The 21,691-nt window shown below is 68.9% G+C and carries 21 protein-coding genes, 1 tRNA gene and 1 pseudogene; 14 read left to right on the top strand and 9 right to left on the bottom strand.

The window, feature by feature from the left end; all coding sequences use genetic code 11:
- Positions 1–84: 84 nt before the first annotated feature.
- From ACIBUY_RS13405 to ACIBUY_RS13390, 4 genes are all read left to right on the top strand, one after another.
- Positions 85–1,431: an aldehyde dehydrogenase family protein gene (locus ACIBUY_RS13405; RefSeq protein WP_399152606.1), complete on the top strand. Its 1,347-nt coding sequence runs from the start codon at positions 85–87 to the stop codon at positions 1,429–1,431.
- Between the two features lie 504 nt (positions 1,432–1,935).
- On the top strand, positions 1,936–3,048 hold the full coding sequence (locus ACIBUY_RS13400; protein ID WP_399152605.1) for an alkene reductase: 1,113 nt from the start codon (positions 1,936–1,938) through the stop codon (positions 3,046–3,048).
- Positions 3,049–3,334: 286 nt separating this feature from the next.
- Positions 3,335–4,573, top strand: a complete 1,239-nt coding sequence (locus tag ACIBUY_RS13395; protein WP_399152604.1) for a low temperature requirement protein A — start codon at positions 3,335–3,337, stop codon at positions 4,571–4,573.
- Between the two features lie 395 nt (positions 4,574–4,968).
- Positions 4,969–5,097, top strand: coding sequence for a hypothetical protein (locus ACIBUY_RS13390; RefSeq protein WP_399152603.1), 129 nt, complete (start codon positions 4,969–4,971; stop codon positions 5,095–5,097).
- 776 nt (positions 5,098–5,873) lie between these two features.
- Here ACIBUY_RS13390 and ACIBUY_RS13385 read toward each other — a convergent pair.
- From ACIBUY_RS13385 to ACIBUY_RS13375, 3 genes are all read right to left on the bottom strand, one after another.
- A complete protein-coding gene (locus tag ACIBUY_RS13385; protein ID WP_399152602.1) occupies positions 5,874–6,464 on the bottom strand; it encodes a flavodoxin family protein in 591 nt (196 codons plus the stop codon).
- A 73-nt stretch (positions 6,465–6,537) separates the two neighbouring features.
- On the bottom strand, positions 6,538–6,954 hold the full coding sequence (locus ACIBUY_RS13380) for a nuclear transport factor 2 family protein (protein WP_399152601.1): 417 nt from the start codon (positions 6,952–6,954) through the stop codon (positions 6,538–6,540).
- A 132-nt stretch (positions 6,955–7,086) separates the two neighbouring features.
- The gene (locus ACIBUY_RS13375; protein ID WP_399152600.1) at positions 7,087–7,503 is read right to left on the bottom strand and encodes a nuclear transport factor 2 family protein; all 417 of its coding nucleotides are present in this window, start codon (positions 7,501–7,503) and stop codon (positions 7,087–7,089) included.
- 177 nt (positions 7,504–7,680) lie between these two features.
- Between ACIBUY_RS13375 and ACIBUY_RS13370 the strand changes: the two genes are divergently transcribed.
- The 5 genes and pseudogenes from ACIBUY_RS13370 to ACIBUY_RS13350 all read left to right on the top strand — a co-directional run.
- Positions 7,681–8,304 carry a TetR/AcrR family transcriptional regulator gene (locus ACIBUY_RS13370; protein WP_399152599.1) on the top strand — a complete coding sequence of 208 codons (624 nt, stop codon included), beginning with the start codon at positions 7,681–7,683 and terminating at the stop codon, positions 8,302–8,304.
- Between the two features lie 102 nt (positions 8,305–8,406).
- Positions 8,407–9,372: a zinc-dependent alcohol dehydrogenase family protein gene (locus ACIBUY_RS13365; RefSeq protein ID WP_399152598.1), complete on the top strand. Its 966-nt coding sequence runs from the start codon at positions 8,407–8,409 to the stop codon at positions 9,370–9,372.
- A complete protein-coding gene (locus ACIBUY_RS13360; protein WP_399152597.1) occupies positions 9,369–10,223 on the top strand; it encodes an MBL fold metallo-hydrolase in 855 nt (284 codons plus the stop codon). Before ACIBUY_RS13365 ends, ACIBUY_RS13360 begins: the two co-directional genes overlap by 4 nt.
- Before the next feature lie 66 nt (positions 10,224–10,289).
- A complete protein-coding gene (locus ACIBUY_RS13355; RefSeq protein ID WP_399152596.1) occupies positions 10,290–11,243 on the top strand; it encodes a D-2-hydroxyacid dehydrogenase family protein in 954 nt (317 codons plus the stop codon).
- A 298-nt stretch (positions 11,244–11,541) separates the two neighbouring features.
- Positions 11,542–11,622 (top strand): annotated as a pseudogene (locus tag ACIBUY_RS13350) (metallophosphoesterase); the annotation flags it as partial.
- 356 nt (positions 11,623–11,978) lie between these two features.
- On the opposite strand, the gene ACIBUY_RS13345 reads toward ACIBUY_RS13350, so the two are convergent.
- From ACIBUY_RS13345 to ACIBUY_RS13335, 3 genes are all read right to left on the bottom strand, one after another.
- Positions 11,979–12,052, bottom strand: a tRNA-Pro gene (locus ACIBUY_RS13345).
- 48 nt (positions 12,053–12,100) lie between these two features.
- Positions 12,101–12,847 carry a Pr6Pr family membrane protein gene (locus tag ACIBUY_RS13340; RefSeq protein WP_399152595.1) on the bottom strand — a complete coding sequence of 249 codons (747 nt, stop codon included), beginning with the start codon at positions 12,845–12,847 and terminating at the stop codon, positions 12,101–12,103.
- A gap of 110 nt (positions 12,848–12,957) precedes the next feature.
- Positions 12,958–13,905: a metallophosphoesterase gene (locus ACIBUY_RS13335; protein ID WP_399152594.1), complete on the bottom strand. Its 948-nt coding sequence runs from the start codon at positions 13,903–13,905 to the stop codon at positions 12,958–12,960.
- Positions 13,906–13,981: 76 nt separating this feature from the next.
- Here ACIBUY_RS13335 and ACIBUY_RS13330 point away from each other — a divergent pair, with 76 nt between their 5' ends.
- Entirely contained in the window at positions 13,982–14,446 is a 465-nt protein-coding gene (locus ACIBUY_RS13330; protein ID WP_255975013.1) for a GatB/YqeY domain-containing protein, read from the top strand.
- 132 nt (positions 14,447–14,578) lie between these two features.
- On the opposite strand, the gene ACIBUY_RS13325 is transcribed toward ACIBUY_RS13330, so the two are convergent.
- Complete coding sequence (locus tag ACIBUY_RS13325) at positions 14,579–16,822, bottom strand: transglycosylase domain-containing protein (protein WP_399152593.1); 2,244 nt, start codon at positions 16,820–16,822, stop codon at positions 14,579–14,581.
- A gap of 429 nt (positions 16,823–17,251) precedes the next feature.
- Between ACIBUY_RS13325 and ACIBUY_RS13320 the strand changes: the two genes are divergently transcribed.
- A complete protein-coding gene (locus ACIBUY_RS13320) occupies positions 17,252–17,596 on the top strand; it encodes a WhiB family transcriptional regulator (protein ID WP_365564675.1) in 345 nt (114 codons plus the stop codon).
- 128 nt (positions 17,597–17,724) lie between these two features.
- Here ACIBUY_RS13320 and ACIBUY_RS13315 read toward each other — a convergent pair whose 3' ends face one another.
- The gene (locus tag ACIBUY_RS13315; RefSeq protein WP_399152592.1) at positions 17,725–19,020 is read right to left on the bottom strand and encodes an ArsA family ATPase; all 1,296 of its coding nucleotides are present in this window, start codon (positions 19,018–19,020) and stop codon (positions 17,725–17,727) included.
- 12 nt (positions 19,021–19,032) lie between these two features.
- Positions 19,033–19,992: an ArsA-related P-loop ATPase gene (locus ACIBUY_RS13310; RefSeq protein WP_365564670.1), complete on the bottom strand. Its 960-nt coding sequence runs from the start codon at positions 19,990–19,992 to the stop codon at positions 19,033–19,035.
- Positions 19,993–20,078: 86 nt separating this feature from the next.
- Between ACIBUY_RS13310 and ACIBUY_RS13305 the strand changes: the two genes are divergently transcribed.
- The 3 genes from ACIBUY_RS13305 (at position 20,079) to ACIBUY_RS13295 (ending at position 21,688) form a co-directional block, all read left to right on the top strand.
- Positions 20,079–20,243: a DUF4177 domain-containing protein gene (locus tag ACIBUY_RS13305; protein WP_399152591.1), complete on the top strand. Its 165-nt coding sequence runs from the start codon at positions 20,079–20,081 to the stop codon at positions 20,241–20,243.
- The gene (locus tag ACIBUY_RS13300; protein ID WP_365564667.1) at positions 20,240–20,710 is read left to right on the top strand and encodes a RidA family protein; all 471 of its coding nucleotides are present in this window, start codon (positions 20,240–20,242) and stop codon (positions 20,708–20,710) included. Before ACIBUY_RS13305 ends, ACIBUY_RS13300 begins: the two co-directional genes overlap by 4 nt.
- Positions 20,711–20,806: 96 nt before the next feature.
- A complete protein-coding gene (locus ACIBUY_RS13295) occupies positions 20,807–21,688 on the top strand; it encodes an NUDIX hydrolase (RefSeq protein ID WP_365564665.1) in 882 nt (293 codons plus the stop codon).
- The last annotated feature ends 3 nt before the right edge of the window (positions 21,689–21,691 follow it).

Below are 21,691 nucleotides of genomic sequence, written 5' to 3'. Positions count from 1 at the left end.
CACCGGTTTGTCCATCACCGGCACCACGGCATGCCCCCAATGTCTTTGACGGCGCGGCGTGCCTCAAGAACGGAGCACAACCCCATGACCGCAACACAGGGGACCGAGTCCAGGACCCACCAGACCGAAACGGCCGCGGAGGCGGTCGGCCGCCTTCGTGCCACCTTCAACACCGGCGTCACCCGCCCACTGGACTGGCGCGTCAACCAGCTGCAGCGGCTGCGGGCCCTGCTGGTCGAGAACGAGCAGGAACTGATCGAGGCGCTCTGGGCGGACCTGAGGAAGAACCCCGCCGAGGCAAAGATGGAGGAGATCGACTTCACCGTCGCCGACATCGACGAGACGCTGGCGAATCTGGAGAGCTGGCTTCAGCCCCGCCCGGTGGAGGTTCCCGCCCACTTCGGTCCCACGACCACCGCCTACACCACGTACGACCCGCTCGGGGTCGTCCTGGTGATCGCTCCGTGGAACTTCCCGCTGCACCTTCTCATCGACCCCATCATCGGCGCCCTGGCCGCCGGGAACACCGTGGTGGCCAAGCCGAGCGAGATGTCGGTGCACACCTCGGCGGTCGCCTCACGCCTCCTGCGCCAGTACTTCGACGACGACGTGCTCACTGTGGTCGAGGGAGGCGCCGAGGAGACCACGGCCCTCCTGGCACAGCGCTTCGACCACATCTTCTACACCGGCAATGGCACCGTCGGCCGGATCGTCATGGCCGCGGCCGCCCAGAACCTCACCCCCGTCACGCTCGAACTCGGGGGCAAGTCGCCGGTCTTCGTGGCACCTGACGCCGACGTGGAGGAGACCGCGAAGCGGTTGGTCGGCGCCAAGTTCGGCAACGCGGGGCAGCAGTGCGTAGCCCCGGACTATGTTCTGGCCGATCCTGCCACCGCTGCCGCGCTGGTCCCCGCCCTGCGCACGGCGGTCGAGGCCCGGTTCGGCACCAGCCCGCAGACCTCGGCCGATTTCGGCCGGGTCATCAACGAGCGGCACTTCGACCGGCTCGCCGCTCTGCTGGATTCCGGCCGGGCGGCGGTGGGAGGCCAGCACGACCGTGACGACCTGTTCATCGCACCGACGGTGCTCACCGATGTCGACCCCGCGTCGCCGGTCATGCAGGAGGAGATCTTCGGTCCGATCCTCGCCGTCGTCGAAGTCGAGGACCTCGATGCCGCCATCGCCTTCATCAACGCACGCGACAAGCCCCTCGCGCTCTACGCCTTCACCGAGTCCGAGGCCGTCAAGGCGCGCCTGGTGAACGAGACGTCCTCCGGCGGCGTCGCCTGGGGCCGGCCGGTGATGCAACTGCTCATGACCGGCCTGCCCTTCGGCGGTGTCGGCGAAAGCGGCATGGGCCGATACCACGGCCGCTACTCCCTCGAGACGTTCAGCCACCTCAAGGCCGTCGCGGACGTGCCGCTCAGCTAGGCCCGCGCCTGCGTGGAGCAGGCTGTCCGATGGGCGATCGGCCGGCCGAAGTGCCTCAGGTCAGTGAGAATGAGGAGCGCTGAGATCGCTGTTGCCCGCCACCGCCGGAAGCGCGTTCCAGGTGAAGCCGTGTATCGGTCCTCTTCGCGGGGGCGCGTCGAGGGAGTCGGTCGCGGCGCGGCCTGCAGACACCTGTCCGTACCGATTCGGGCGGCGGCACCCACGACTTCGTCACCTGGCTGGCTGCTGTACGGGCGCAAGGGGCGGACGCCTCTGCTCCGGCGGGTAGTTGGCGCCTGACCGCGTCGACACGGACGCCGACGGCATGCGGCTCTCACCGCGTCCGCCGCCAACACCACCCACACTCCGATCGCGGTCCTGGAATCGCGTTGCCGTCAGCGGGCTCGCGCCTGCGCGAGGACCGCATCCGCGCCTCGGCGGGCAAGCGTGGCCCCCTGCACCCCAGGCATTTACCCCTTTTCCCTCTATTCCAGAAAGAAAGCCATGTCTGTCAATACTTCAGAAGTTTCGCCCGTCCCGTCACTTTTCTCCCCCGTCTCTCTCGGGAAGATCGAGCTCGCCAACCGCATCGTCATGGCACCGCTGACCCGGGTCCGGGCCGGTTCCTCCGGCATCCCCGGGGACCTCATGGTCGAGTACTACCGGCAGCGGGCGAGCGTCGGAATGATCATCACCGAGGGCGCCTACCCCGACCACGCGTCGCAGGGGTACGTCGGCGAGCCGGGCATCGCCACCGACGAGCAGGCGGCCGGCTGGCAGCGGGTGTTCGAGGCGGTGCACGCCGAGGGCGGCCGCATCGTCCTGCAGATCATGCACGCCGGCCGCGGCACCCACCCCGACATCAACGGCGGCCGCCGCATCCTCGCCCCCAGCGCGATCGCCATCGACAACAAGACGTTCACCGAGAAGGGCGAGCAGCCCTACCCCGTACCGGAAGCCATGACCACCGCGGAAATCCGGGCAGCCCTGGAAGACTTCGTCACCGCGGCCCGCCGGGCCATCGACGCGGGAGCGGACGGCGTGGAAATCCACGGCGCCAACGGCTACCTGCTCCAGGAGTTCCTCTCCCCGGCGGCCAACCAGCGCACCGATGAATACGGCGGCTCGCCGCAGAACCGCGCCCGCTTCGTCGTCGAGGTCGTCACGGCGGTCGCCCAGGCCGTCGGTGCCGAGCGGGTCGGGCTGCGGATCTCGCCCGAGGTCGACCTCGGGGACGTCTTCGAGACCGACCGGGACGACGTCCTGGCCACCTACGGCACCCTGCTCGACCAGCTGCGCCCGCTGGGCCTGGCCTACCTCTCCGTACTGCACGCCGAGCCGGGAGGCGACCTGGTACAGGAGCTGCGGCGGCGCTTCGCCGGCAAGCTGATCGTCAACAGCGGCCCCTTCGGGGGGCAGACCACCCGCGAGCAGGCGCTCCAGCAGATCGAGGCCGACCACGCCGACGCCGTGGCCGTGGGCCGGGCCCTCATCGCCAACCCTGACCTCGTCGAGCGCTGGCAGGGTGACCACCCGGAGAACGAGCCGCGGCCGGAACTGTTCTACGGGCCGGGCGCCGAGGGGTACACCGACTACCCCTTCCTCGAAGCGGCTTGAGGCACACGGTCACGCCTGTCCATGCGGCAGCCCCACTCGCCCATGGACAGGCGCCCGACCAGCGACACCGTGCCCGCCCCATTGAGCCCGCGATCGGAGCCGGGTGGTGTACCGAAGGGCGCCATCGCTCAAGATCAATCTCAGCGCCAACCACGGTTCCGTTGATCAAGGCCAAGCGACCGCCTCATGATGGCGTCGCTGCGCGGCCCTCAAGCGTTGCCAGAACTCCACCAACAAGACCACGCTGGGCAAGAAATCAAGCGCCTCATCTGCTGTGCTTGACTTTATGACGCCACGTTCCACCCCCGCGCCGGACTCCCCCCGATCGCCCGCGCACCGCAGCCCGCTGCGCAGGCTCACCGCCCGTGACCGCGGTGAGGTACACCGATCCGCCACTCAGCTGGAGCTCTTCTTCGACCTGTGCTTCGTCGTGGCCGTCGCCCAGGCGGGCATCGAGTTGGTGCACGCGATCGCAGAGGGCCATGCGGGCGAGGGCATCCTCAACTACGCGCTGGTGTTCTTCGCCATCTGGTGGGCGTGGATGAACTTCACGTGGTTCGCCTCGGCCTACGACAACGACGACGTGCTCTTCCGGGTCGTCACGCTGATCCAGATCGCCGGTGTGCTGGTGCTCGCGGCCTCGGTCTCCCGGGCGTTCGAGGACCACGAGTACCGGGCGGGGGTGGCGGGCTATGTGATCATGCGGCTCGCCTCGGTGTCCCAATGGTTGCGCGTGGCCAGGTCGAGTCAGGGCAGGGAGCGCAGGATGGCCCTGCGGTACGCCGGCGGGGTGGTGCTGTGCCAGATCGGCTGGATCGGCCTCGTGGTCCTGCCCAAGGACACCCTGGTCGTGGTGTTCGTGGTGATGGCGGTTCTCGAGATGTGCGTGCCGGCGTACGCGGAGAAGGTCCAGCCCACGTCCTGGCACCCCCGCCACATCGCCGAGCGGTACGGCCTGTTCACGATCATCGTGCTCGGCGAGACCATCGCGGCGGCCACGGTCGCCGTGAAGACGGGCATCGACGAGGAGGACGCGCTGGGCGAACTGCTGCCGATCGCCGCGGGCGGGCTGCTGATCATCTTCGCCGCCTGGTGGATCTACTTCGCGGTGCCGATCCACGGTCATCTGAGATCCAACAGGCAGGCGTTCCTGTGGGGTTACGGCCATTACGTCGTCTTCGCCTCGGCGGCCGCGATCGGTGCGGGTCTGGAGGTGGCGGTCGAGCAGTCCGTGGGCAAGGCGCATATCTCGACGCTGTCCGCGTCGGCGGCCGTGACCGTGCCGACGGCGCTGTATCTGCTCACCGTCTGGGCACTGCACTCGCGTTACTTCAGGGTGGGCATCGCTCAGCAGCTGGTACTGCCGACCGCGGCCCTGCTGGTGATCTGCTGCATGTTCCTGGGCGAGTGGGCGGTGCTCTCGGCCGGTCTCGTCTGCGCGCTGACGGTGGCGACCGGCGAGACGTTGACGGCGCGCGCGACGGCCCGGGAGCGCGAGACGGCGGTGCGAGCGCCGGTCGCCTGACCGGCCCGGTCCGGACGAGGGCTGCGGGTGGGTCACGCGACGCGTACCGGCGACGGATGGCTCACCGGCACCACGGTGGTGCCGGCGCCCGAGGGCGGTGCCGTCGCCGCGGTGGACGTGCGCGGCGGCAGGCCCGGCGCCCAGAAGACCGACGCGGCGGGGTCGGCCGTGGAACCCGGGACCGGGGGCCTGTACGGGGAGTTGTCGCAGGGGCGGGTGAGCTGTCCGGCGCAGGATGTCCACCGGGCCGTGCGTCTGCGGCTGGCCGAGATCGCGGCACTGTCGGTATTCGCCGAATGGATGGTGCCATGGAGGAGGTCCGGGGCCGATCGTTTGCCTCGGTCAATCTGATGCGCTCGGGGATCCGGCTGGCCAGGAAAGACACGGTCCACGGCATGGTGACTGCGGTGAGGGCGGCGAACTCGGACCAGTCGTTGTCGCGGCGGAACGCGCACGCCACGGCGATGAGCCCGGCCGCGATCCACGTCGAGGACCACAAGGCCATCGGGCGCCAGGGCCAGTAATCGGCGTACGCCGCGGGTGTCTGGCAGCGGGTCGGCGAGCTGCACGGCCCCGTACAGGCCGACGGGGGAGCCGAGCAGCAGCAGCGACGCGCCACGGCGCCCGATACGGCAGATCAGCCGTCGGCTCACGGACTCCGGCGCGCGCAGTCATGCGAGGGCCGGTCTTCACCCGCTGGCGCCCCCGCTGCTGACCGACCACCAGAAGACGTAGGACCCCGGCGCACACACCTCGCCGGGGTCCTCCAACTTCAAGATCAATCTCACCGGTAACCGCTGTACCGATGTTCCAACTGCCGCCAATTGCATCGGATGCGAACTCGCGGCGGTTCGCGATTCGTCGTCGCGGGGAGCCGCTCTCCCCTTCGTGGCCAGGGTCGTTGGGCTCAGAACGCGGTGGCGACCGTAGCGACTCGCGGTGTGTGATCGCCAGGCCCCGTCCCTCATACGACTGACGGACCAGCAGATCGCTCATCGGCTCGCACCTGATGCGGTCTTCTCGCATCCGATGCGGGTGACGGAGGGCGGTGACTCGGTGCGGATCGATGTCTCGGCGCCGGGCCTTCGCTCTCTCCGGGCTGATCAACGACCTCGGTGTCCCGACGACCGCCAGCCGCGCTGCGGCCATCCGCCAGCAGGTGCTGGAGATGCCCGCCCCCGTGGTCGCCGACGCGCTCGGCTACCACCACGTCACCCACAACACGCCTCACATCCGAGGCCGGTGGAACCTGGAGCCGGTACGCCTCCGGCGACCACCCACGGGATGGGTTCCGCGGTGCTCAGGCTGCGAGGGCGGTGCGGCCTGCGGCGTAGACGCGGGCGACCTCGACGACGCGCTTGCCGAGCTCGGCGGCGGTGGCGATGTCGGCCTTGTGTACGCCCTCGACTCCCTGGTCCTGGTTGCTCTGGGCGGCGGCGCCGAGAAAGAAGCCGAGGCGGTTGAGGTCGTTCTCGGACGCCGTGGTGGTGTTCCAGCCGGGCATCAGGCCGAGGCCGACCCACTGCATGTGGTGCTGCCCGGCGAGCACGGTGAAGTACTGCAGGGTGTTGAGCTTGTCGCCGCTCTTGCCCCCGGAGATGGTGAAACCTGCGGCGATCTTGTCCTTCCACACCTGGTTGGACCAGCGCTTGGAGCTGGCCTCGGCGAAGGCGTGGAAGACGGCGGAGGCGGTGCCCATGTAGGTGGGCGAGCCGAAGACGATCGCGTCCGAGGCGTCGAGCAGGTTCCACTGCTCCTCGGAGATCTCCTCGACGTTGATCAGGTGGGCGGTGGCGCCGGCGGTGGTCACCCCATCGCGGACGGCCTCGGCGAGGACGGCGGTGTGGCCGAAGCCGGAGTGGTAGGCGATGGAGACGACAGGGGTGGTCACGTTACTTGCTCCTTGGGATGTGCATGTCCGGCCGCGCGGGATCCGGGCCGCGCGGCCCTTGAGTGCTCTGTGTTCAGCCGGCGTTGAACGCCTCGGCGACGGTCAGCGTGTCCTCGTACTGGTGCAGGCGAACGATCCGGCCGTCCTCGACCGTCAGGTGCATGGCCGTCGGTGTGCTGAACTCCTTGCCATTGGCCGCGACGGTGTGTGTGAAGACCGCCAGCAGCGCCACGTCACCGCCGTCGACGATGATGCGCTCCAGCACGGCCTTGCTCTTGTCGTGCGCGAAGTGCGACCACATCGTGGTGAAGTACGGCGCGACCTCCTCCCGGCGGGTACGGCGCCCGGTCCAGGGCAGCGCGCCACTGCCGGGGACATGCCAGTCGATCTCCTCGGCGAACAGTTCCTGGATGCCGTCGGCGTCATGCTTTGCGAGGCGCTCCACGAACTTCTTGGCCACGGTCCGCGAGGTCTGCGTGTCGGTTGTCATCGTCCTTGTCCTTTGTCTCTTCGTTTGCGTCAGGTGTCGGTCGGGCCTCAGCCCTGGAACAGGAAGTGCGGTCGAGCCCCTCGCCGTCATGGCCCGCGCGGCTCGTACCGCCCGCCTCGCCGGTCCGGTGCCTCAGGCCCGGCCGGCCTGCGGGTTGGTGAACATGTGGTTGCCCGCCACCGCGTCCTTCGCGGGCACTTCGTCCTGCAGGACGTCCCAGTGCTCCACCACCAGGCCCTCCTCGAAGCGGAAGATGTCGACCGCCACGAGGGGCTTCTCGGTGCTGCCGGAGTACCTGCCGTGGATCATGACCAGGTCCCCCTCGGCGATGACCGCTCCCGGCTCGTACCGGACGGCGTCGGGCAGGTCCGCGATGAACGTGCGCAGCCCGGCCCTGGACGTCGGGATGACCGGGCTGTGCTGGAGGTAGTCGGGGTGCAGGTACCGGTCCAGCGCGGTGAAGTCCTTCGCGTTGAACGCGGTCGTCAGGAATTCGAGGACGGCGGCCTTGTTCCGCTCCGTCTCCGTCTTCGTTCGGCTCTGAGCCATCAGTCCTCCACAGGGGTGCCGACTAACGCGGCTTTATTGACTAACTGGACCACAATGGAAGCATGAAGTGGTCCAGTCGGTCAACAAAGCGAAGAGCTCGGGCGATGCATCCATGTCGGCACGGGGGATTGCCGACTGTTGTGGTCCACTTGGACCACAATGAGGTACGGTGAGGCCATGGGGCGAAAACGAGGCTTCGACGAGACCACCGTGCTCGATGTTGTCCGCGACCGGTTCTGGACCACCGGATTCGACGGCACGTCCACCTACGACCTCATGGATGCGACCGGCCTGGGCAAGGGCAGCATCTACAAGGCGTTCGGCAACAAGCACGACCTTTATATGCGCGTCTTCTCCGACTACTGCCAGGGCCTCGTCGCCCAGGCCCGCGAGGACCTGCGGGACGGCCCGCACGCGGTACTCACCTCGCCGATGGGCCGCCTGGAGCGCTACGTCGTCTCACTCGCCGACGCCTTCGCCGCCGAGTCCCCCCGCCGAGGGTGCTTCCTCACCAAGGTCACCGCGGACCGCGCCGGAGAGGACGACATGGTGGCGGGCACGGCCCGTCGCGCGTTCGAGGATCTCGCCGGCGCCCTCGCGTCCGCGATACGCGACGCCCAGGACGCGGGAGAAGTGGCCGAGCACGCCGACGCCACGGCCCTGGGATATCTGCTGCTGAGCGTGATCAGGGGCATCGACAACATGGCCAAGGCGGGTATCGACGCCACGACGCTCCGACAGACGGCCCAATCGGCGCTGGAGCTGATCCCCAGGGCGGACGCACCGTACGTGCGGCGCTGACATTCCCCCCTCTCGTCCGACGACGGACATGTCGCGGCGGACATGAGCAAAATGTGCAGTTTGGCTGTGGCGAAGAGCTCGCCGCCTCTCACCGGAGTCCCCATGCGTGCCATCCAGATCACCCAGTTCGGAAAGCCGGAGGACGTCGTACGCGTCGTCGATCTCCAGGAGCCGAACGCTCCCGGCGCCGGCGAGGTCAAGGTCGCGGTCGAGTTCTCACCGCTGAACCTGCACGACCTCAAGGTCGTCAGGGGCGAGCTCGGGCGGCCACCGCTCCCGCTGGTCCTGGGCAGCGAGGGTGTCGGCCGGGTTGTCGAGGCGGGCCCCGGCGTCGACACGCTCGCGGCGGGCGAGCTGGTGGTTCTGCCGCTGCTCGCCGGTGCCTGGCGCGAGCGGCTGCTGCTGCCCGCCGACGGGCTGTTCCGGCTGCCGGAAGGCAGCGTCGAGCAGTTCTCGATGCTGGGCATCAATCCGCCCACGGCCGGTCTGATCCTGAGCGAGTACGCCGACCTGAGGCCCGGGGACTGGATCGTGCAGAACGCCGCGAACTCCGGCGTCGGACGTTCCCTGATCGCCCTGGCGAAGGCCCGCGGATTCCGGACGATCAACTTCGTCCGGGACGAGTCCGTGTTCGCCGAACTGACCGCGGCCGGCGCGGACATCGTCCGCCTCGACGGCGCGACGGCGGTCGAAGAGGTTCGCACGGCGATCGGCGATGCCCGGGTCGGGCTCGCCGTCGACTCGGTGGGCGGCGACGCTCCCGCCCGCCTGCTCGACCTGCTGTCCGAGGGCGGTGCGCTCGTCAGCTACGCCTCGGCGACCGGGCAGCCGATGTCCGTCGACGCACTGACCCTGATCGGCAAGCGCGCGACGGTACACGGATTCTTCGCCGGCCATTTCGACTACGCGACAAAGGTGCTCCCCGTCATCCGCGAGGCCGCGCCCCTGGCCGCGAGCGGAGCCCTGTTCGTTCCGCTAGGCGCCGTGTTCGACCTCGATGACATCCATGCGGCGATCGAGCAGGTCGTCCGCGGTGGAAAGACCCTGCTCAAGGTGGCCCGGTCATGACGATCGAGATGCCCGAACTGTCCTACGAAGTCCTCGTCTCTGACGGCGTTCCCCGGAAGATCGATCTTCAGCTGCCGAACGGCGACGGGATCGTGTCCTCCCCGATCTCATCCACCCTGATCACCGGAGACCGTGACGCGGTCCTGGTGGACCCGCCGCTGACGCACACCCAGATCGCGCAGGTCGCCGAGGGCTTGGCGCGCTCAGGGAAGCGTCTGGCGTACGTCTACGTCACCCACGGCCACCCCGACCACTGGTTCGGCACCGCGACGCTGCTGGAACGGTTCGGCGACGCCGACAGCGTGGTGTACGCAACCGAGGGCACCATCCGGCAGATGCGCAGCCAACTGGAGAGCAAGGACAAGGGGTTCGCGAAGACCTTCCCCGGGGTCCCGGAGAACACCCCGGTTCTCGCCGTGCCCGTGCCGACCGAGGGATTCCGGCTGGAGGGCCGAGTCCTCCGGGCCGTCGAGACCGGTCACACCGACACCGACGACTCCAGCGTCCTGCACGTGCCGTCGATCGGTCTCGTCGTCGCCGGGGACGTCGTCTACAACGGCGTGCACCTGATGATGCTCGAAGGCGGTGACGGCGGCCTTCAGGCGTGGCTGGACGGCATCGACCGGCTCGCCGCACTTCATCCGCGCCACGTGGTCGCCGGCCACAAGAAGGCAGACCTGCCCGACGACCCGAAGATCCTGGACGAGACCCGGCAGTACCTGCGCGACGCGATCCGGCTCCTGGCCGGCAAGCCGGAGCCGCTGGAGTTCTTCGAGGAGATGTCGAAGCTCCACGGTGACCGGCTCAACCCTGGACCCCTTTGGTACAGCGCCCTGGGCCTGCTCGCCTGAGCCACGCCGCGTCGCCGCCCCGCGACGACAGACGCATCACCTCGACGACATACGGAGGTTGCCGACATGGCCACCCGCATGAAGATCGCGATCCTCGACGACTATCAGAACGTCGCGACGAGCCTGGCCGACTGGGGATCGCTCGTCGCCGAGGTCGTCGTTTTCACCGAGCCGTTCGCCGATGCCGACGAGGTGGTCCGTAGCCTCGCCGGGTTCGACGTGCTCGTGGCCATGCGGGAGCGCACACGATTCCCCGCCGAGGTCCTGGAGCGGCTGCCCGACCTTCGGCTCCTGGTCAGCACCGGCCCGGCCAATGCCGCCATCGACCTTACGGCCGCCCACAGACTCGGCATCACGGTGTGCGGGACCCGCTATGAGTCCCACCCCACCATCGAGCACACCTGGGCGCTGATCCTCGGTGCCACGAGAAACCTGGTCGTCGAGGCGGAGTCGATGCGCGCCGGCGGCTGGCAGGTATCGGTCGGCGAGGGGCTGCACGGCAGGACTCTCGGCATTCTGGGCCTCGGTCGCGTCGGCTCCGGAGTGGCACGGATCGGACAGGCCTTCGGAATGGACACCATCGCATGGAGTCGGAGCCTGACTCCCGAAACCGCCGCCGAGCACGGCGTGCGGGAGGTGACGAAGGAGCGACTCTTCACTGAAAGCGATGTGCTCTCGATCCACGTACCGCTCAGCAAGCAAACACGCGGGCTGGTCGGCGCGGCGGAACTCCGGTCGATGAAGCCCTCGGCCCTCCTGGTGAACACCTCACGCGGACCGGTCGTCGATGAGGTCGCCCTGATCGATGTCCTGCGTGAGGGCGCGATCCGAGCAGCCGCCCTCGACGTGTACGACACCGAGCCGCTACCCGCGGACCACCCGTTGCGGGCGCTGCCGAACGCGCTGCTCACGGGGCACGTCGGATTCGTGAACCGCGACTTGTACGAGATTTTCTATCAGGACTCCGTCGAGGACATCGCCGCGTTCCAGGCGGGTTCTCCCGTGCGGCTGATGAAGTAGGAGCCGAAGACGACGACCCGACCGACTCACACACCGCCTCTCTCCCCTGTGACGGCTCCGACGCGGTTCGTCACGGCGAACGGGATTCGGTACGCCTGCCGGCGCTTCCGCGCCGAGACCGGCACACCGCTGGTGTTCCTGCAGCATTTCCGTGGCGGCATGGATCACTGGGATCCTGCGATGACGGACGGACTGGCCGCGAACCGTCCGGTCATGCTGTTCGACAACACAGGCGTCGCAAGCTCCAGTGGCCAGACCCCGGACACCGTGGAAGAGCAGGCCGATGACGCGGCGGCGCTCTCTGCCAGTACACGGCCTGGGAAAGGCGCTGTTCTGTCACGCCACCCCTCGGGACGATGAAGAGGTCGTTCTGGTCGACTAGTCGGCTGCCCTGCAAGCAGCGGTTGCCTCGAGAACAACGAAGGCGGTCCGCGCCGCTCTCCACGGCCGGTGGACCTCAAATCCAACCACCAACGAGAAGGCTCCGACTGGTTCATCGGCTGCTTCAGTCCAGGAGTAGTCCGCTGGTAGAGCGGGACCTGGAACTGTGACCGGGGTTCGCGAACGCGCAGGTACGAGACGGCACACACAAGGCATGCCGTCCAGGCCGGACGACCGTCTGCTGGGAGACCCCGACCAAGATCTTCTCCCAGATTTCTCCCAAACGAGCTCCGGGAACGAGTCAGGGGCCCGACCCGCGATGCGGATCAGGCCCCTGACCTGGTGTTTCAGCTGTCGGGGTGGCGGGATTTGAACCCACGACCTCTTCGTCCCGAACGAAGCGCGCTGCCAAGCTGCGCTACACCCCGATGTCGTTGCTCCGCTTCCCGCACTGCTGCAGGTCGCGGCGACATCGATTACTTTAGCGGACCGGCGGCCTGAGACGAAATCCGGTTTTCGGGGCCGCGGATCTCGGGGCGGATCCGGTCGATGCCGACCAGGGCCAGGGCCAGCAGGTAGAAGGCCAGGCCGAAGATCACCGCGTTGCCGAGGACCCCTGCGTAGCCGTGGATGTCGACGTCCAGGAACGGGTACGGGTAGCGCGCCGGAGTGCCCGGCGTCATGATCGCGCCGCGGATCAGGGCGAAGGCGAAGTAGGCGAGGGGATAGAGCAGCCACAGGCCCGCGTGACGGAGGCGCAGGGTGCCGGGGCGGGTCAGCAGGAGCCAGTTCAGGACGGCACCGATGGGGGTGACCGTGTGCAGGAGCTGGTTGGAGACCGAGCGCCAGCCCGTGATCACGTGCTCCGCGTCGTCCGTCATCGAGAAGCCGCTGGAGGAGTTCGCCAGGACGAAGTGGTAGACGAGGCCCGTGATGCAGATGAAGAGGAGCGTGCCGCCCGTGACCAGGGGTGGGAGCGGCGGGCGGGCCGTCCAGGCGCGCCACGCGGAGAGGGCGAAGACGACGGCGACCAGGATGTTCGACTGGATCGTGAAGTAGCTCAGGACGCGCAACGCGCTGTTGCTGATCGAGAGGTCGATGACGATGCCGGTGGCCGCCGCCAGCGCGACGAGGGCGCGGAAGACGGCGGCCACGGGCCGGCGGTGCTGGGGCACGACTGCCTCCGCCGGTACGGAGGCGGCAGCGGGCGGCGGCGTGATCATGCGTCCACCGTAAGACCGTGGACGCAATGACGCGAAAAGGGAGTTGGCGGGAGCCAAAGGCGGTTATAGGCAGTTATAGGCAGTCATAGGCAGTTATCGAGAGGAAGGGGTCATGCCTCAGGCGTCGCGGACGTCAGCGTCAGGAGCGTCGCCTCGGGCGGGCACGCGAAGCGGACCGGGGTGTAGCGGTTGGTGCCGCAGCCGGCCGAGACGTGCAGGTACGAGCGGTTGCCCTCCGCCTCGTGCGTCGACAGGCCCTTCACGCGGTCGGTGTCCAGGTCGCAGTTGGTGACGAGGGCGCCGTAGAAGGGGATGCAGAGCTGGCCGCCGTGGGTGTGCCCGGCGAGGACCAGCGGATAGCCGTCGGACGTGAACGCGTCCAGGACCCGCAGGTACGGGGCGTGCACCACGGCCATCGTGAAGTCGGGGCCGCTCAGCGGTCCGCCGGCCACCTGTGCGTACCGGTCGCGCTTGATGTGCGGGTCGTCGAGGCCCGTCAGGCCGATCTCGACGCCCGCGACCTTCAGCACGCCCCGGGTGTTCGTGAGGTTCAGCCAGCCCGCCTCGTCGAAGCCGTCGCGCAGGCCCTCCCACGGGTTGCGGGGGACACCGACGACGGGCGCGTTCCCGTTCAGGCCGTGCTTGCCGGACGCCTTCTCCAGCAAGTAGCGCCCGGGGTTGCGGGGCTTGGGCCCGTAGTAGTCGTTCGAGCCGAAGACGTACGCACCCGGGAACTCCATCAGCGGGCCGAGCGCGTCGAGCACCTCGGGCACGCCCTCCTGGTCGGAGAGGTTGTCGCCGGTGTTGATGACGAAGTCGGGGCGCAGCCCGGCCAGCGAGCGCAGCCAGCGCTGCTTCTTGCGCTGCCCGCTGACCATGTGGATGTCGGAGACCTGCAAGACGCGGAGGGGAGCCATGCCCGCCGGGAGGACCGGGACCGTCACCCGGCGCAGTCTGAAGGAGCGGGCTTCGAAGCCCGCCGCGTAGGCGACTCCGGCGGCGCCCGCCGCCACGATGCCAGCAGAGACCTTCAGGGGAATCCCGTATCGCGCGCGCATGGCCCCATCGTGTCAGACGGGCGGGGGCCCGGAAATCGGCGGGCGCCGCCACCCCCGCACCTGCGACAATCAAGGCATGACCACGCTCAAGTCGAAGCTGCAGGACGACCTCAACGCCGCGATCAAGGGGCGTGACGCGCTGCGCTCCTCGACGCTCCGGATGACGCTCGCCGCGATCACGACCCAGGAGGTCGCGGGCAAGGAGAAGCGCGAGCTCTCCGACGACGAGGTGCAGGCCGTGATCGTCAAGGAGGCGAAGAAGCGCCGTGAGGCGGCCGAGGCCTTCGAGAAGGGCGGGCGTGCCGAGTCCGCCGCCCAGGAGAAGGCGGAGGGCGAGGTGCTCGCCGAGTACCTGCCGCAGCAGCTGACCGACGCCGAGCTGGAGCAGATCGTCGCGCAGGCGGTCGAGGAGGCGAAGGCGGCCGGTGCCGAGGGCGGCAAGGCCATGGGCCAGGTCATGAAGATCGTGAAGCCCAAGGTCGCGGACCGCGCCGAGGGCGGCCGGGTCGCCGCGACCGTCAAGCGCCTGCTCGCGGGCTGACCGCAGCACACGTACGAAGACGACGTACGACGCGACCTCCGACGTACGGAGAAGGGGCGCCTCCACAGTGGAGGCGCCCCTTCTCATGTCATGACCGGAGGGTCAGCGGGATGGTCGGGATCAGGGTCGGGATCAGCGGTCCCAGCCGCCGATCAGGCCGCCCAGCGGGTCGTTCCCCCCGTTGTTGCCGCCGTTGTTCCCGTTGTTCCCGCCGTTGTCCCCGCCGTCGCCCGGCTTGCCGTCGCCGGGCTTTCCGTCGTCGTGGCCCTTGTCCTTGTCTTTGTCCTTGTCCTTGTCCAGGTCGGGGATGCTGACGAGGGTGAAGCCGGGTGCGGGCTTGTTGGCCAGGGCGCCGGTCATGGCGCTGCGCCAGATCGGGCCCGGGGTGTCGGCGCCGAAGACCTTGTCGTGGTACCGGCCGCCGATCGTGATGTTCTCCATCTCGACCTTCTGCGTCGGGCTGCCGACCCAGACGGCGCCGGCCAGGTTCGGCGTGTAGCCGACGAACCAGGCGTTCTTCCGGGCGTCGGTGGTACCCGTCTTACCGGCGTTGGCCCGGTCCTGCAGACCGGCCTGCTTGCCCGTACCGGAGTCGGTCACGCCGCTGAGCAGCGTATTGATCTTGTCGGCGGTCTCCGTCGACATGGCGCGCGAGCACTGCGTCTTCGGCACCTCGAGCGCCTTGCCGGTGCCCGTCTCGGTGATCGACTCGATGGCGACCGGCGTGCAGTACGTGCCCTCGTTGGCGAAGGCGGCGTACGCGGACGCGATGGTCAGGGGCGACAGACCGGTCGAACCGAGGGTCATCGAGGACGGCACCTCGTCGACCTTCGTCCCGTTGCCCTGCACCACGCCCAGCTTGTCGGTCATCTGGACGACGGGGCACATGCCCGTGTCGGCGAGCATCTGCACGAAGTACGTGTTGATGGACTTCTCCATCGCCTCCTTGAGGCGATAGGGGCCGACCTCCGACTCGTTCTCGTTCTCCACCATCGCGGGGTTCGAGCGCGAGTTGACCCACGGCTTGCCGCTGCACGACTGCACCGTCGGGTACGGCATGTCGTACGGCGCCGGGTACTCCTGCGTCACCGGCGTGCCCTGCTCGAGCGCGGCCGCCGCCAGGAACGGCTTGAACGTCGAACCCGTCGGGAAGCCGTAGTTGGAGCCGCCGTACGCCGCGTTGACCGAGTAGTTGTACTCCGTCTCGTTCTTCGCGTAGCCGTAGGGCTTCGACTGGCCCATGCCGAGGATCTTGCCGGTGCCGGGCTCGACGAGTGTGACCGCCGTCGCGACGCTGTCCGACTTGTAGACGTTCTCCTTGATGGAGGCCTGCACCGAGTCCTGCGCCACCGGGTCGAGCGTGGTCTTCACCGTCAGACCGCCGCGGTTCCACACCTTGGCCCGGTCCTCCTTGGTCTTGCCGAAGACCGGGTCGGTGAGGAAGACCTTCTTCACGTAGTCGCAGAAGAACGCGGCGCCCTTGACCGACGTGATGCATCCGTTCTGCGGCTTGCTGACCTCGAGGCCGAGCGGCGACTCCTTCGCCTTGTCGGCTTCGGCCTGCGAGATGTCGTGCACCTCGGCCATGCGCTGGAGCACCACGTTGCGCCGCTTCTTCGCCTCGGCCTCGTCGTTGACGGGGTCGTAGCGGCTGGGCGACTGCACGATGCCGGCGAGCAGCGCCGACTCCTGCAGGTTCAGGTCCTTGGCCGGCTTGGAGAAGTACCGCTGGGCGGCGGCCTCGACGCCGTAGGCCTGCTCGCCGAAGTACGTGATGTTCAGGTAGTTGGCGAGGATCTTCTTCTTGCCCAGCTCTTCCTCGACCTGGATCGCGTACTTGAGCTCGCGGACCTTGCGGCCGATCGTCTGCTGCGTGGCCTGCGCGACCTTGGTCGGGTCGTCGCCCGCCTGCTCGATGAATACGTTCTTCACGTACTGCTGGGTGAGGGTGGAGGCGCCCTGGGAGACTCCGCCGTCGCGCGCGTTGGCGTTGATGGCGCGCAGGATGCCCTTCGCGTCGACCGCCCCGTGCTCGTAGAAGCGGGAGTCCTCGATCGCGACGAGGGCCTTCTGCATGTACGGCGAGATCTTGTCGAGCGGGACGACCGTGCGGTCGCGCGAGTAGACCGTGGCGATCTTGCCGCCCTGGTTGTCCAGGATCGTGGTGCGCTGGCTCAGCGGAGGCGTCTTCAAGTCGGCGGGGATCTCGTCGAATCCCTCGACCGAACCCTTGGCCGCGAGGCCGAGCGCGCCCGCGGCGGGCAGCGCGATTCCGGCGAGCACGGCTCCTGCGAGCACGCTGACACCGAGGAACTTGGCGGCCTGCTGAGCCGGCGACAGTCCGCCTCCGGCGTTGGCCGAGCGCTTCTTTCCCATGAGGGGCAGCCTACGTTCTGATTCTCCGGACAGGCGTATATGCCTTGGCCTAAGCTGCACTCAACTGTCACAGCAGTGCGGTCTCGTATCAAGACGTGGGACGACCCCGAATCGTTCCCTAGTCATTCCCACCCTCTTCCACGGGTCATCCGTGTGGGGGTCGGAAGGTGTCCGAAATCGCCTTGTGTGTCACTCGATGGCCGTTGTGGCTCAAGTGAACTGTCCCGATTTGCCGGGGTTGTTACGCATGTCTCCCGGTCACTCCGTCGGGTGATCTGCCGCTTACGCATAGTCCGTTCGGGCCATTCAAGATTGGGCCCGAAGGGGGTGTTGCGCTGTGCCCACCTTCCGTAACGTCCTCAACTGGCGGCGGTGAATATGCCGCTGCCGCCGTGGGGGAGCCTCGATTCGGGAGAGGACGGCGCCGGTATGGGCTGGGTAGTCGACTGGAGTGCGCAGGCGGCCTGCCGCACTACCGATCCGGATGAACTGTTCGTTCAAGGAGCAGCGCAGAACCGGGCGAAGGCGGTGTGCACGGGATGCCCCGTGCGGACCGAGTGCCTCGCGGACGCGCTGGACAATCGCGTCGAGTTCGGCGTGTGGGGTGGCATGACGGAGCGGGAGCGTCGCGCACTGTTGCGCAGGCGTCCGACCGTCACCTCGTGGCGCCATCTCCTTGAGACGGCACGTACGGAGTACGAGCGCGGTGCGGGCCTGTTGCCCGCGGAGCTCGAGGACGACGAGACGTACGAGAGGTACGCGGCCGTCGGCTAGCGCCGGACGGCACCACGCGCACCAGCCGACTCACGTACGACTCACACGCGCAGGACAACCAGACGCGTAGGACTCAAGACGCGTACGGCTCACGTCGCGTACGGATCACGTACGGCGTCGTGGACGGCTCAAGACACAGCTCCGGCCGGATTGCCACCGGCCGCGAGCCGGTCTCCGATGTCCCTGAGGCCTGCCAGGTCGTGCACGTCACCGGGCAGCGCCGCGACCTCGGTCACGGCGACTTCGGGATGCAGCGCGGTGAAGCGGTCACGCGTGCGCTGTTCGCGCGCGACCACCTGCATGCGCTCGGCGTGCAACTGCAGCAGTCCGGCGGTCAGTTGCTCAACGGCGGGGTCCGGGAGAGTCTCCGCTGCGGCGGGGGAGCCTGGCGCGGGAGCTTCGGCATCGGCTTCGGCATCGGCTTCGAGAGAGGTACGAACCTCTTCCTTCCCGCCCGTCTGATCCACAATGCGGCGCTCGTCAAGATTTTCTGCGGCGGCGAGCGCGCGCTGCGCGGACAGCTGGTCGGCGCCGCTGCCGTGCACCCGGTTCAGCACGAGTCCGGCCAGCGGCATCCGCTCCGCGGCCAGGCGCTCCACGAAGTACGCGGCCTCGCGCAGGGCGTCCCGCTCGGGCGCGGCGACCACGAGGAAGGCCGTGCCGGGCGCCTGCAGCAGCTTGTACGTGGCGTCGGCCCGAGTGCGGAAACCGCCGAACATCGTGTCCATCGCGGCCACGAACGTCTGCACGTCGCGCAGCAGTTGACCGCCGAGCAGCTTGCCGAGCGCGCCGGTCATCATCGACATCCCGACGTTCAGGAACTTCATGCCGGCCCGCCCGCCGACCTTCGCCGGGGCCATGAGCAGCCGGATCAGCTTGCCGTCGAGGAACGACCCGAGCCGCTTGGGCGCGTCCAGGAAGTCGAGCGCGGAGCGCGACGGCGGGGTGTCGACCACGATCAGGTCCCACTCGTCGCGGGACCGCAGCTGGCCCAGCTTCTCCATCGCCATGTACTCCTGCGTGCCCGCGAAGCCCGCCGAGAGCGACTGGTAGAAGGGGTTCGACAGGATCGCCTCCGCGCGCTCCGTGTCCGCGTGCGCCTCGACGATCTCGTCGAAGGTCCGCTTCATGTCCAGCATCATCGCGTGCAGCTCACCGCCCTCCGCGGGGCCGGTGGAGGCGATGTCCTTCACCCGGCGCGGGGTGTTGTCGAGCGAGTCGATGCCCATGGACTGGGCGAGCCTGCGGGCCGGGTCGATGGTGAGGACGACGACCTTGCGGCCGCGCTCGGCGGCGCGCAGGCCGAGGGCCGCGGCGGTGGTGGTCTTGCCGACGCCGCCACTGCCGCAGCACACCACGATCCGGGTCTGCGGGTCGTCGAGCAGCGGGTCGATGTCGAGCGAAGCGCGTGGATCCAGCGTCATGGAAACGGTCCCCTAAATCCCTTGCTGTCGCAGTTCCTCGGCGAGCGTGTACAGGCCGGACAGGTCCAACCCCTCGGTGAGCAGCGGCAGTTCGTGCAGCGGCAGTCCCGCCCCGCCGAGCTGTTCGCGCTGGGCGTGCTCGAGCGCGTACCGCTCCGCGTACTCCCCGGCCTGTGCGAGCAGCGGCCCGGCGAGCTTCTCGGCGCTGCCGAGCCCGGCCGCGGCCAGCGCCCCGGCGACGGCCGGGCGGACGCCCTCGTCGCCGACCATCGCGAGCGCGGGTTCCCCGAGAACCGCGGGCCGCACCATGTTCACCATGATCCGTCCCACGGGCAGCTGCGCGGCCCGCAGTTCACCGACCCCGTCGAGGGTCTCCTGCACCGGCATCTCCTCCAGCAGCGTCACCAAGTGCACTGCCGTCTCACGGGACTTGAGGACGCGCATCACGGCCTGGGCCTGATTGTGTATCGGCCCGATCCTGGCGAGCCCGGCGACCTCGTCGTTCACGTTCAGGAAGCGGGTGATGCGCCCGGTGGGCGGCGCGTCCATCACCACGTAGTCGTACGCGTACGCGCCCTGTTTGTCCTTGCGCCTGACGGCCTCGCACGCCTTGCCGGTCAGCAGGACGTCCCTGAGGCCCGGCGCGATGGTGGTCGCGAAGTCGATCGCGCCCAGCTTCTTCAGGGCGCGGCCCGCGCCGCCCAGCTTGTAGAACATCTGGAGGTAGTCGAGCAGCGCCAGTTCGGGATCGATGGCGAGCGCGTACACCTCCCCGCCGCCGGGCGCGACGGCGATCTTCCGCTCCTCGTACGGGAGCGCCTCCGTCTCGAAGAGCTGCGCGATGCCTTGCCTGCCCTCCACCTCCACAAGGAGAGTGCGCTTGCCCTCGGTCGCGAGGGCGAGCGCGAGTGCGGCGGCGACCGTGGTCTTTCCGGTACCGCCCTTGCCGCTGACGACCTGGAGCCTGCTCACGTATTCGAGCCTAACCAAGGAGCGGGCCGATCACGCCAGGAGGCTGCGGAACGACGCACCCCGGTCCGGCGGCTACAGTCGGCCCCATGGCAAAGAAGTGGGAATACGCGACCGTGCCGCTCCTCGTGCACGCGACGAAGCAGATCCTCGACACCTGGGGTGAGGACGGCTGGGAGCTGGTGCAGGTCGTGCAGGGGCCGAACAACCCCGAGCAGCTGGTGGCGTACCTGAAGCGGGAGAAGGCCGCGTGAGCGGGGCCGTCGAGGCGCGGCTCGCGGAGCTCGGGCTCACGCTGCCGCCCGTGGTCCCGCCGGTCGCGGCGTACCAGCCGGCCGTGCAGTCCGGTGTGTACGTGTACACGGCAGGGCAGCTGCCCATGGTCGACGGCAAGCTGCCGCTGACCGGCAAGGTCGGCGACGAGGTCACCGCCGAGCAGGCCAAGGAGCTGGCCCGCACCTGCGCGCTGAACGCGCTGGCGGCCGTGAAGTCCGTCGCCGGTGACCTGGACCGGATCGCACGCGTGGTGAAGGTCGTCGGGTTCGTGGCGTCCGCCACCGACTTCACCGGTCAGCCCGGTGTCATCAACGGCACGAGCGAGCTGCTCGGCGAGGTCCTCGGCGACAAGGGCGTGCACGCCCGCAGTGCCGTCGGCGTCGCGGTGCTGCCGCTGGACGCGCCGGTCGAGGTCGAGATCCAGGTCGAGCTCACCGAGGCGTAGGCAGCGGGTTCTGAGCAGGTGCAGCGCCTTGTGAGGCGGTGTTTCCGGTGGCGGGTGGGTCTCGAACATCCGGCCGTCACCGGTTAGCCTCCGGCCATGGCAAACGGGCAGTGGTATCCCCCCGAGTGGCCGGACCGCATCCGCGCCCTCGCCGCCGGCACGCTGGTGCCCGCGACGCCCCGGCGCGCCGCGACCGTGATGCTGCTGCGGGACGCCGCGGCCGGCCCGGAAGTGCACATGCTCCGCAGACGTACGTCGATGGCCTTCGCCGCGGGCGCCTACGCCTACCCCGGCGGCGGCGTCGACCCGCGCGACGACGACCGCGGGGTCCGCTGGGCCGGTCCCTCGCGGGAGAGCTGGGCCGAGCGTCTCGGCGTACCGGACAAGGACCCCTTCGCCGCGCAGGCCATCGTGTGCGGCGCGGTGCGCGAGACGTTCGAGGAGGCGGGCGTGCTGTTGGCCGGGCCGACCCCGGACACCGTCGTCGACGACACCACCGGTGCCGAGTGGGAGGCCGACCGGCAGGCGCTGATCGGGCGTGAGCTGTCCTTCGCCGAGTTCCTTGAGCGCCGCGGCCTCGTCCTGCGCTCCGATCTCCTTGCGGCGTGGGCGCGTTGGATCACCCCGGAGTTCGAGCCGCGCCGCTACGACACCTGGTTCTTCGTCGCCGCGCTCCCCGCGGGCCAGCGCACCAGCGACGACTCCTCCGAGGCCGACCGCACCGTCTGGATCCGCCCCGAGCAGGCCGCATCGGCGTACGACCGGGGCGAGTTGTCGATGATGCCGCCGACCGTCGCGACGCTGCGGGCCCTGATGGCGTACGACTCCGTGCGCGGCGCCCTCGGCGGTGCGACGGGCCGCGACCTCACCCCCGTACTGGCCCAAGCGCGCCTGGACGAGGGCGAGTTGGTGCTGTCCTGGCCCGGGCACGAAGAGTTCACCAAGCACATTCCGACCGGCGGGAGCCACGACCGATGAGCC

This window comes from Streptomyces sp. NPDC050085 (assembly GCF_044460595.1).
Lineage (GTDB): Bacteria > Actinomycetota > Actinomycetes > Streptomycetales > Streptomycetaceae > Streptomyces.
This window is presented reverse-complemented; position numbering and strand designations above follow the sequence as displayed.

Bases quoted from the DNA above. Each gene is read 5' to 3' on its own strand.
- ACIBUY_RS13405 (WP_399152606.1), top strand. From the start codon at position 85: ATGACCGCAACACAGGGGACCGAGTCCAGGACCCACCAGACCGAAACG.
- ACIBUY_RS13400 (WP_399152605.1), top strand. From the start codon at position 1,936: ATGTCTGTCAATACTTCAGAAGTTTCGCCCGTCCCGTCACTTTTCTCC.
- ACIBUY_RS13395 (WP_399152604.1), top strand. From the start codon at position 3,335: ATGACGCCACGTTCCACCCCCGCGCCGGACTCCCCCCGATCGCCCGCG.
- ACIBUY_RS13390 (WP_399152603.1), top strand. From the start codon at position 4,969: ATGGTGACTGCGGTGAGGGCGGCGAACTCGGACCAGTCGTTGTCGCGG.
- ACIBUY_RS13380 (WP_399152601.1), bottom strand. From the start codon at position 6,954: ATGACAACCGACACGCAGACCTCGCGGACCGTGGCCAAGAAGTTCGTG.
- ACIBUY_RS13375 (WP_399152600.1), bottom strand. From the start codon at position 7,503: ATGGCTCAGAGCCGAACGAAGACGGAGACGGAGCGGAACAAGGCCGCC.
- ACIBUY_RS13370 (WP_399152599.1), top strand. From the start codon at position 7,681: ATGGGGCGAAAACGAGGCTTCGACGAGACCACCGTGCTCGATGTTGTC.
- ACIBUY_RS13365 (WP_399152598.1), top strand. From the start codon at position 8,407: ATGCGTGCCATCCAGATCACCCAGTTCGGAAAGCCGGAGGACGTCGTA.
- ACIBUY_RS13360 (WP_399152597.1), top strand. From the start codon at position 9,369: ATGACGATCGAGATGCCCGAACTGTCCTACGAAGTCCTCGTCTCTGAC.
- ACIBUY_RS13355 (WP_399152596.1), top strand. From the start codon at position 10,290: ATGGCCACCCGCATGAAGATCGCGATCCTCGACGACTATCAGAACGTC.
- ACIBUY_RS13340 (WP_399152595.1), bottom strand. From the start codon at position 12,847: ATGATCACGCCGCCGCCCGCTGCCGCCTCCGTACCGGCGGAGGCAGTC.
- ACIBUY_RS13335 (WP_399152594.1), bottom strand. From the start codon at position 13,905: ATGCGCGCGCGATACGGGATTCCCCTGAAGGTCTCTGCTGGCATCGTG.
- ACIBUY_RS13330 (WP_255975013.1), top strand. From the start codon at position 13,982: ATGACCACGCTCAAGTCGAAGCTGCAGGACGACCTCAACGCCGCGATC.
- ACIBUY_RS13325 (WP_399152593.1), bottom strand. From the start codon at position 16,822: ATGGGAAAGAAGCGCTCGGCCAACGCCGGAGGCGGACTGTCGCCGGCT.
- ACIBUY_RS13320 (WP_365564675.1), top strand. From the start codon at position 17,252: ATGGGCTGGGTAGTCGACTGGAGTGCGCAGGCGGCCTGCCGCACTACC.
- ACIBUY_RS13315 (WP_399152592.1), bottom strand. From the start codon at position 19,020: ATGACGCTGGATCCACGCGCTTCGCTCGACATCGACCCGCTGCTCGAC.
- ACIBUY_RS13305 (WP_399152591.1), top strand. From the start codon at position 20,079: ATGGCAAAGAAGTGGGAATACGCGACCGTGCCGCTCCTCGTGCACGCG.
- ACIBUY_RS13295 (WP_365564665.1), top strand. From the start codon at position 20,807: ATGGCAAACGGGCAGTGGTATCCCCCCGAGTGGCCGGACCGCATCCGC.